This is a genomic window from Caulobacter sp. BK020, from assembly GCF_004342605.1.
Taxonomy (GTDB): domain Bacteria; phylum Pseudomonadota; class Alphaproteobacteria; order Caulobacterales; family Caulobacteraceae; genus Caulobacter.
Genome location: NZ_SLZL01000013.1, coordinates 118,006 through 125,011, shown reverse-complemented (window position 1 = coordinate 125,011; position 7,006 = coordinate 118,006). Strand labels below are relative to the sequence as shown.

Annotated in this window: 9 protein-coding genes; 5 read left to right on the top strand and 4 right to left on the bottom strand. The window is 67.8% G+C overall.

The features are described from left to right. Nucleotides 1-86: 86 nt before the first annotated feature. The gene (locus EV278_RS16695; RefSeq protein ID WP_132093886.1) at nt 87-311 is read right to left on the bottom strand and encodes a hypothetical protein; all 225 of its coding nucleotides are present in this window, start codon (nt 309-311) and stop codon (nt 87-89) included. Between the two features lie 326 nt (nt 312-637). Here EV278_RS16695 and EV278_RS16690 point away from each other — a divergent pair, with 326 nt between their 5' ends. Beyond that, on the top strand, nt 638-1,111 hold the full coding sequence (locus tag EV278_RS16690; RefSeq protein ID WP_132093883.1) for a MarR family transcriptional regulator: 474 nt from the start codon (nt 638-640) through the stop codon (nt 1,109-1,111). Here EV278_RS16690 and EV278_RS16685 read toward each other — a convergent pair. Together EV278_RS16685 and EV278_RS16680 are read right to left on the bottom strand one after the other, a co-directional pair. Further along, nucleotides 1,086-1,334: a hypothetical protein gene (locus tag EV278_RS16685; RefSeq protein WP_132093880.1), complete on the bottom strand. Its 249-nt coding sequence runs from the start codon at nt 1,332-1,334 to the stop codon at nt 1,086-1,088. The genes EV278_RS16690 and EV278_RS16685 overlap by 26 nt on opposite strands. A 134-nt stretch (nt 1,335-1,468) precedes the next feature. Then, nucleotides 1,469-2,347, bottom strand: a complete 879-nt coding sequence (locus EV278_RS16680) for an isoaspartyl peptidase/L-asparaginase (protein ID WP_132093877.1) — start codon at nt 2,345-2,347, stop codon at nt 1,469-1,471. Nucleotides 2,348-2,418: 71 nt separating this feature from the next. Between EV278_RS16680 and EV278_RS16675 the strand changes: the two genes are divergently transcribed. The 4 genes from EV278_RS16675 to EV278_RS16660 all read left to right on the top strand — a co-directional run bounded on the left by EV278_RS16675 (nt 2,419) and on the right by EV278_RS16660 (nt 5,737). Then, nucleotides 2,419-3,417 carry an NADPH:quinone oxidoreductase family protein gene (locus EV278_RS16675; RefSeq protein ID WP_132093874.1) on the top strand — a complete coding sequence of 333 codons (999 nt, stop codon included), beginning with the start codon at nt 2,419-2,421 and terminating at the stop codon, nt 3,415-3,417. A 259-nt stretch (nt 3,418-3,676) separates the two neighbouring features. Continuing rightward, nucleotides 3,677-4,540 (top strand): WecB/TagA/CpsF family glycosyltransferase, encoded by an 864-nt coding sequence (locus EV278_RS16670; RefSeq protein WP_243692229.1) that lies wholly within the window; start codon nt 3,677-3,679, stop codon nt 4,538-4,540. After that, a complete protein-coding gene (locus EV278_RS16665; RefSeq protein WP_132093869.1) occupies nt 4,537-4,734 on the top strand; it encodes a hypothetical protein in 198 nt (65 codons plus the stop codon). Before EV278_RS16670 ends, EV278_RS16665 begins: the two co-directional genes overlap by 4 nt. 109 nt (nt 4,735-4,843) lie before the next feature. Further along, on the top strand, nt 4,844-5,737 hold the full coding sequence (locus EV278_RS16660) for an SDR family NAD(P)-dependent oxidoreductase (protein ID WP_132093866.1): 894 nt from the start codon (nt 4,844-4,846) through the stop codon (nt 5,735-5,737). 66 nt (nt 5,738-5,803) lie between these two features. Here the strand turns inward: EV278_RS16660 and EV278_RS16655 are convergent, their stop codons facing one another. Further along, nucleotides 5,804-6,691, bottom strand: coding sequence for a transglutaminase-like cysteine peptidase (locus EV278_RS16655; protein ID WP_243692228.1), 888 nt, complete (start codon nt 6,689-6,691; stop codon nt 5,804-5,806). Nucleotides 6,692-7,006: the final 315 nt, after the last annotated feature.

Here is a 7,006-nt window from a genome sequence, read left to right as displayed (position 1 = left end):
CTCCGCGCGCCGGCCTCTTGCCACCCACCAACACCAAGGCTCAAATCAACCCAGGACTCTCGTTATCGCTGGATGAAAAATGGGGGTCACGTCAGGCCCTCGTCCTCGATCGCACGACGGGGCAGGTCGCCGGGCATGCCCGACCAGGCCAGCGCATCGGACATGCCCTTGGACTGCGACAGAACCCGCAACGAGCGGAGGAGAAATTCGGAGTCGTTGGTCTCGACGGCAAGCTTGAAGATCGCGGCCGCCGTTTCCGGCGTGTTTATCAAACCGGCCGCACCAAGTAATCGGCCGCTCAGCGCCTGCACCAGAGTCTCCATCAACGCCAGATACTTTGTAATGCGATAGCGTTATCAATGCACAACAATAACGATCGTGACCATAGTTAACGATGCAATTTCCGCGACTTATCGCCCCGAAGCACAATTATTTACAATTGAGTCGTCAGGCGGGGCGAGCGAGGCTGAAGCGGGCCCTGGCGCAAGCTGCGGCGTGCAAGGACGGGACGGCCACGCTCGGCCGTCCAGACTTGAGACGCTGAAGCTACGGGCTCCGAGAGGGAACGAATGGCGCTGGTCTGAGTTTTGCGCCGCAATATCGCCCCTTCGCGGTGGCCTTCTGTAGACCCACGGAGATGATCGCGACCGTGACCACCGCCGCCGCCCTGACCGATCTGCTCTATCGCGTCGAGCAACACCGAAGGGCGCTGGTGAGCGAAGTTCTCGCGCGCCATCACCTCAACCTCACCCAGTGGATGGCGCTGGGGGTGCTCCGAAAGCGCGGCGTGTGCAGCATGACCGAACTGGCCCAGGCCAGCGCCATCGACCGCACGTCGTTGACCCGCACCGTCGACGGCCTGATCGCCAGGGGCTGCGTCGCCCGCGCCGCCCTGCCGGGCGACCGCCGCGCGGTGATCGTGCAGATTTCCCCCGACGGCGAAGCCCTGGCCAATCAGGTGGGCGCTGATGTGGACGCCGTGGAGCGCCGGCTGCTGTCGGTCCTCGACGAGGATCGCCAGGCCAGTCTGGCGCACGACCTGGCCAAACTGCTGTCGCCGCCGGCCCACCAGGCCGCTGACGTGGTCAGTCGTCGTTCGCGTTCGGCTTGAGGCCGAGGGCGTCGAACGGCTGGGCTTCCAGCGTATTGCCATCGTCGTCGAGGATGCACATGCGCCAGCTTCTGGGCTCGGCGAACACCTCGGGATAGTCGCGCACCAAGGCCGCCGCCAGACGCGCGGCTTCCCGGCGCGCGGCGGTCAGGTTCCTCAGTTCCACGCCCTCGGGATCGGGGAATCGCTCCGAACCTTGGGCTTCGAAATGAAAACGAGGCATTGATCCGCCCTTTCTCGCGCTGCACTGAAGCGGCTCGACGCAAGGGCGGCGCCAGAATGGGCCAGGCTTCGCTCGGGAAGCGAATTTTCGAGACGGGCTTTCAAGGCGGGGCGGGTGGTCCGGACGCCCCGCGCCTAGAACGCCTCGGCGACGATCGTCCCGTCCGGCAGCAGGGCCGCGCGCTTGAGGCCGCTGGAGGCGAAGGGCATGGCGACATTGCCGTCGCGGTCGACGGCGACCAGGCCGCCGTGGCCGCCGAGGTCCGCCACGCCCTGGATGGCGGCCTGGGCGGCGTCTTCCAGCCGCTCGCCGCCAAACCGCACCCGATGGGCGATCTGGGCGGCCACCGCGGTGCGGATGAAATATTCGCCCTGGCCGGTGCAGGAGACCGCCGCATGGCCGTCGGCCCAGGCGCCGGCTCCGATGATCGGCGAATCCCCGACCCGGCCCGGCAGCTTGCCGAACACCCCGGCCGTGGAGGTCGCCGCCGCCAGCCGGCCTTCGGCGTCGCGCACCACGCAGCCGACGGTGCCGGTCGGCAGGACGTTCGGCGCATGGTTGGCCTCGAACGCGCCGGCGTGGGTGAACCACGTCGCGGGATCGGCGATCGTCTTCAGACCCTGTTCGCGGGCGAAGGCCATGGCCCCTTCGCCGGCCAGCATAACGTGCGGCGTGCGCTCCATCACCGCCCGGGCGGCCAGGATCGGGCTCTCGAAGCCCTGCAGGGCCGCGACCGAGCCGGCGCGCAGCGTCGCGCCGTCCATCAGGCTGGCGTCCAGCTCGTATTCGCCGTCGGCGTTGGGCGAGGCGCCCTTGCCGGCGATATAGAGGCCGGAGGCCTCCAGCGCGACCACGGTCTCGACAGCCACGTCCAGGGCGCTGGCCCCCGCCGCCAGCCGCTGGCGCGCCGCCTCGACCAGACCGCGCATATGGGCGATCTCGACGCTGTAGTCGTGGCCGCGCTTGGCCCCGGCGCCGCCGTGCAGGGCGAGGGTAAAACGTTTGTTTGACATTCTGCTTCCTTGGCCGTCCGGCGTGCGCTAGCGTCCGGCCGCTCATAAAGACAAACGCAGGGAGAGGCGAGATGAAGGCGGTGCTCAGCAAGGCGGTCGGCGGACCCGAGACCCTGGTGCTGGAAGACCTGCCCGATCCGCAGCCCGGTCCCGGCCAGGTGGTGCTGGAGGTCAAGGCCTGCGGCGTCAACTACCCCGACGTGCTGATCATCGAGGACAAGTACCAGTTCAAGCCCGAGCGGCCGTTCGCGCCCGGCGGCGAGGTGTCGGGCCTCGTCGCCGCGGTGGGCGAGGGCGTCACGGGGCTGAAGGTCGGCCAGCGGGTGCTGGCCTCGACCGGCTGGGGCGGCATGGCCGAGCAGGTGGCCCTGGACGCCGCGCGCTGCACGCCGATCCCCGACGCCATGCCGTTCGACGAGGCCGCCGCCTTCATCCTGACCTATGGCACCTCATACTACGCGCTGAAGGACCGCGGCCGCCTGAAGGCCGGCGAGACCCTGCTGGTGCTGGGCGCGGCCGGCGGCGTCGGCCTGGCAGCGGTCGAGTTGGGCAAGGCGGTCGGGGCTCGGGTCATCGCCGCCTGCTCCAGCCAGGAAAAGGTCGATCTCGCCCTCAGCCGGGGTGCCGACGCCGGCGTGGTCTATCCACGCGGCCCGTTCGACAAGGACGGCCAGAAGGCCCTGGCGACGCTGATCAAGGACGCCTGCGGTCCGGGCGGCTGGGACGTGGCCTATGACGCGGTCGGCGGCGACTATTCGGAGGCTGCGATCCGGGCGGCGGGCTGGAACGGCCGTTTCCTGGTGATCGGCTTCCCGTCCGGCATTCCGAAGATCCCGCTGAACCTGACCCTGCTGAAATCGTGCGACATCGTCGGGGTTTTCTGGGGCGCGGCGGTGGCCCGAGATCCCGAGGGTCACGCCCAGAACGTCCAGGAGCTGATGGATCTCTATGCGGCGGGCAAGATCCGGCCCTATGTCTCCGAGCGGTTCCCCCTGGCCAAGGCCGGCGACGCGATCGCTCACCTGGCCAGCCGCAAGGCCATGGGCAAGGTCGTGGTCGTCAACGAATAGTCCGCGACATCCCGACACAGGCGGACCGGCGTTCCGCGGATTCAACTCCTGCAAGAGCGCGGTCTGCCTATGTCGTCAGTCGCTTAAATGGTGAATCGTTCTTTACTGCACCTCTTCAAGGTTAAGTTGCGCTAATCATCCTTCTTGGGAAAAGGCTAAGCCTGTTCCTGTAGACCTGTGCTCCAAGTTGTCGGAGTCGGGTAAGATGTTTCTTCCAGCGAGAGACGCCTCCTCTCCAGAGGCGCGGCAGAACTTCCGCATGAGCCGCCGCCCCGAAGAGCGCGTGCAGGTGCTTGGCGGGTCGATGGACTTGGTCCGTCCAGAGGAAGTCTTCCATTTCGTGGCCGGCAAGATCGCCGCGCGCGAAAGCGCCGTAGTCGCCAATCACAACCTCCACAGCCTGTATCTGATCCGTAAGGACGAGAAGATCGCCGAGTTCTTCGCCACGTCCGACCTGATCGAGGTGGATTCCGTGCCGCTGATCTTCTGGGCGCGCATCGTCGGCCGGGCCAGCCGCCGGTTCCACCGCTGCACCTATCTGGACTGGCGCGACGCCTTCTGGGAGCGGGCCATCCGGGAGGACTGGAAGGTGTTCTTCGTCGGCGGCGCTCCGGGCGTCGGCGAGAAGGCGACCGCCAGGATCCAGGCTGATTGGCCTGGCGCGCGGATCCGCACGCACCATGGCTATTTCGATGTCGCGCCCGGTTCGGCCGAGAACCAGGCGGTGGTCGACGCGATCAACGCCTATCGACCCGACATCGTGCTGGTCGGCATGGGCATGCCGCGGCAGGAGGTCTGGGTCCTGGAGAACCAGGCCAAGCTGGGGCCCTGCGTGACCTTCACGGTCGGCGGCGCGTTCGACTATGAGGCCGGCGTCCAGCGCCCCTCGCCCCGCTGGATGGGGCAGGTGGGCATGGAGTGGCTGTTCCGGCTGGTGGTCGATCCGCGGCGCCTGTTCACGCGCTATTGCGTAGAACCGTGGCATTTGATGGGGCCTGCCCTGCGCGACCTGCGTCGCGCCTTGGCGCGGCAGGTCACTTCCGGTAAAGCTTCGGACGCCGCCCGCGCGGAATATGTACGGGCGTCCGATCTGGCCCGCTCTGACAGTCTGGGGGGACGATGAGCCTGAAGATCTACGCGCCGTCGCCGGGCCGGAAGGCCGAGCGGCCCAATATCGCGCAACGTGTCGCGGCCATCTTCGGCCTGGCCGGCCTGGTGCTCGCCTGGGCGGTCGTCCTGCTGCCCTGCGCCGTCTGGCTGCTGTTCAATCTGGTGTTCAACCGGCCGCAGGATGCGCCCGCTCGCCAGCAAGCCTGAACGCTGTTCACTTAGTCCTGGCCACTTGCGCTCAGGCGCGCCAGGATAGCCGCGCCTGACGCAGCGGCCCGTCCTTCCAGAGGTCGCGCGCGGCCAAAGGGAGCGGCGCATGACGGGACGTCTGGACGGCAAGGTTGCGGTGATCACCGGCGGATGCTCCGGCATCGGGCTGGGAACGGTGGAGCTGTTCGCGGCGCAGGGCGCCAAGGTCGTTGCCGCCGACCTGCAGGCCGAGAAGGGCGAGATGCTGGAGAAGCGTTTCCCCGGCCGGGTTCGCTTCGCCCCCTGCGACGTCACCCACGAAAGCCAGATCGCCGCCGCCCTGGCCCTGGCCCAGGAGGCGTTCGGCGGTCTCGACATCCTGTTCAACAACGCCGGCCATGGCGGGGCGCCGAACGGCGTGGCCGACATGACCGCCGAGGGCTGGGACGCCACCTTCGCCTTGCTGCTGCGCGGACCGGTCCTGGGCATGAAGCACGCCCTGCCCCTGATGCTGCAGCGGGGCGGCGGCAGCATCATCAACACCGCCTCGATCGCCGGCCTGCAGGCGGGTTTCGGGCCGCTGGCCTATTCGACGGCCAAGGCGGCGGTGATCCATATGACCAGGTGCGCGGCGGCCGAGCTGTCGCCGCTGAAGGTCCGGGTCAACGCCATCTGCCCCGGCCTGATCGCCACCTCGATCTTCGGGGCGTCGATGGGCCTGCCGCGCGAGGTCGCCGACCAGATGGCCGCCCGGGTGGCCGAGGTCGGGCCGAAGATCCAGCCGATTCCCAAGGCGGGCCTGCCGGAGGACATCGCTCAAGCCGCGCTCTACCTGGCCAGCGACGATTCTGACTTCGTGACCGGCACGCATATCGTCGTCGATGGCGGCGTCACGATCGGCGGCCGCCACGCCTGGGACCAGGCCGCGCCTTCCCCGTTGCTGTCAGCCATGGGCGTCACGCCGGAACAGGCCGAGCAGATGCGGGCGGCGCTGATCGCGGCGCAAACTCAAGGCGCGTGACCGAGAAGGGGCCAGGGATACGCCCCGTGGGCCGGCGTCCGCCGCGGCGGCGGACGCTTGACCAGACTAGGAGCGCATGCCCACGCCGACATGGACCCACTTGGTGGGCGCGCCGGGCGCCTGGCGGTCCAGCCACTGATAGGGCGCTTCGTTCCAGGGGACGATCCAGGGCGACAGGTTGTCGAGCACGACTTCGCCCTCGCTGGTGGCCACCAGCAGCACGGCGTGCATTTCACCGCGGAACGTGCGGACGATGGCGATCGACAGGGCCTCGCCCGGAGCGCCGGCCTCGATCAGCGCGCGCCGCTTGGCCAGGGCGTAGTCCTCGCAGTCGCCCCGTTTGACGTGGTCGGCGCCGGAGGCCCAATAGTCGGCCCTGCCGTAGGCGGCATAGTCGTCCGAGCGGCGGATGGAGCGGTTGACCTGGGTGTTGATGCGCTGCAGCTCGCGATCGCTCAGCTGGCTGATCATCGGCGGTGCTGGCGCGTCCTCGACCGGCCCGTTTTCAACCGAGGCTCCTTCGATCGGCGCGTCCTCGATCGCCGCGCCCTCGGCGACCGAGGCGGCGGTCTCAGCGGTGCTGGGATCGGCCTCTTCGGTCCTTGCCTCGTCCGTGACGGCGGGGGCGACCGGTTCGAACAGGTTCGTGACCGGTCGCGGCGCCAGCGGACGGTTGACGTAGCCTGGATAGGCCGAGGCGGGCGCCTCCGCCAGCTCGGCGGTTGTACGCCCGAACAAGGCGGCCCAGCGGGCCTGTCCGGCCCACTGGCGAACTTCGGCCAGCTTGGCCGCCTGGCTGGCGTCGATAGTGTCGCCGCGGACGCCGTCCACGCATTCGATGGGCTGGCGCTGACAGAGGTCGGCGAAGCCGACCGGCGCGGCGGTGGCCGCGCCCAGGGGCATGGGCGGCGCGACCTTCATCGGCGCAGCCACGGCGAGAGCGGGCGCGAACACCAGCGCCAGAAGGCTAAAAGCGGACCGGTTACACACGGACATTCATCCCTTGTTCGGGATCGAATATCGCAATTAGTATCTAATAACCGGCGTAGATAAATGGGTAAACGTAAGTATATATATACAGTAAATTTCCTATTAACTCAGTAAGGCGTTTTGCCTAGGTAAATTAAACTACACCGAAAGCTTCACTTGAGCTGCGCAATAGAAAAGCCGGCGGCGTTGGGGCGCCGCCGGCTTCGAAAAATGGGATGGCCTGATCTAGAGCAAATCGCGCGGAAAAGTGGATGCCGGTTTTCCGCAAAAGCGATGCGA

What these genes read in the sequence shown, in the direction of transcription:
- EV278_RS16675 (WP_132093874.1), top strand. Translation starts at nt 2,419, where the DNA reads ATGAAGGCGGTGCTCAGCAAGGCGGTCGGCGGACCCGAGACCCTGGTG.
- EV278_RS16670 (WP_243692229.1), top strand. Translation starts at nt 3,677, where the DNA reads ATGAGCCGCCGCCCCGAAGAGCGCGTGCAGGTGCTTGGCGGGTCGATG.
- EV278_RS16665 (WP_132093869.1), top strand. Translation starts at nt 4,537, where the DNA reads ATGAGCCTGAAGATCTACGCGCCGTCGCCGGGCCGGAAGGCCGAGCGG.
- EV278_RS16685 (WP_132093880.1), bottom strand. Translation starts at nt 1,334, where the DNA reads ATGCCTCGTTTTCATTTCGAAGCCCAAGGTTCGGAGCGATTCCCCGAT.
- EV278_RS16680 (WP_132093877.1), bottom strand. Translation starts at nt 2,347, where the DNA reads ATGTCAAACAAACGTTTTACCCTCGCCCTGCACGGCGGCGCCGGGGCC.
- EV278_RS16690 (WP_132093883.1), top strand. Translation starts at nt 638, where the DNA reads ATGATCGCGACCGTGACCACCGCCGCCGCCCTGACCGATCTGCTCTAT.
- EV278_RS16660 (WP_132093866.1), top strand. Translation starts at nt 4,844, where the DNA reads ATGACGGGACGTCTGGACGGCAAGGTTGCGGTGATCACCGGCGGATGC.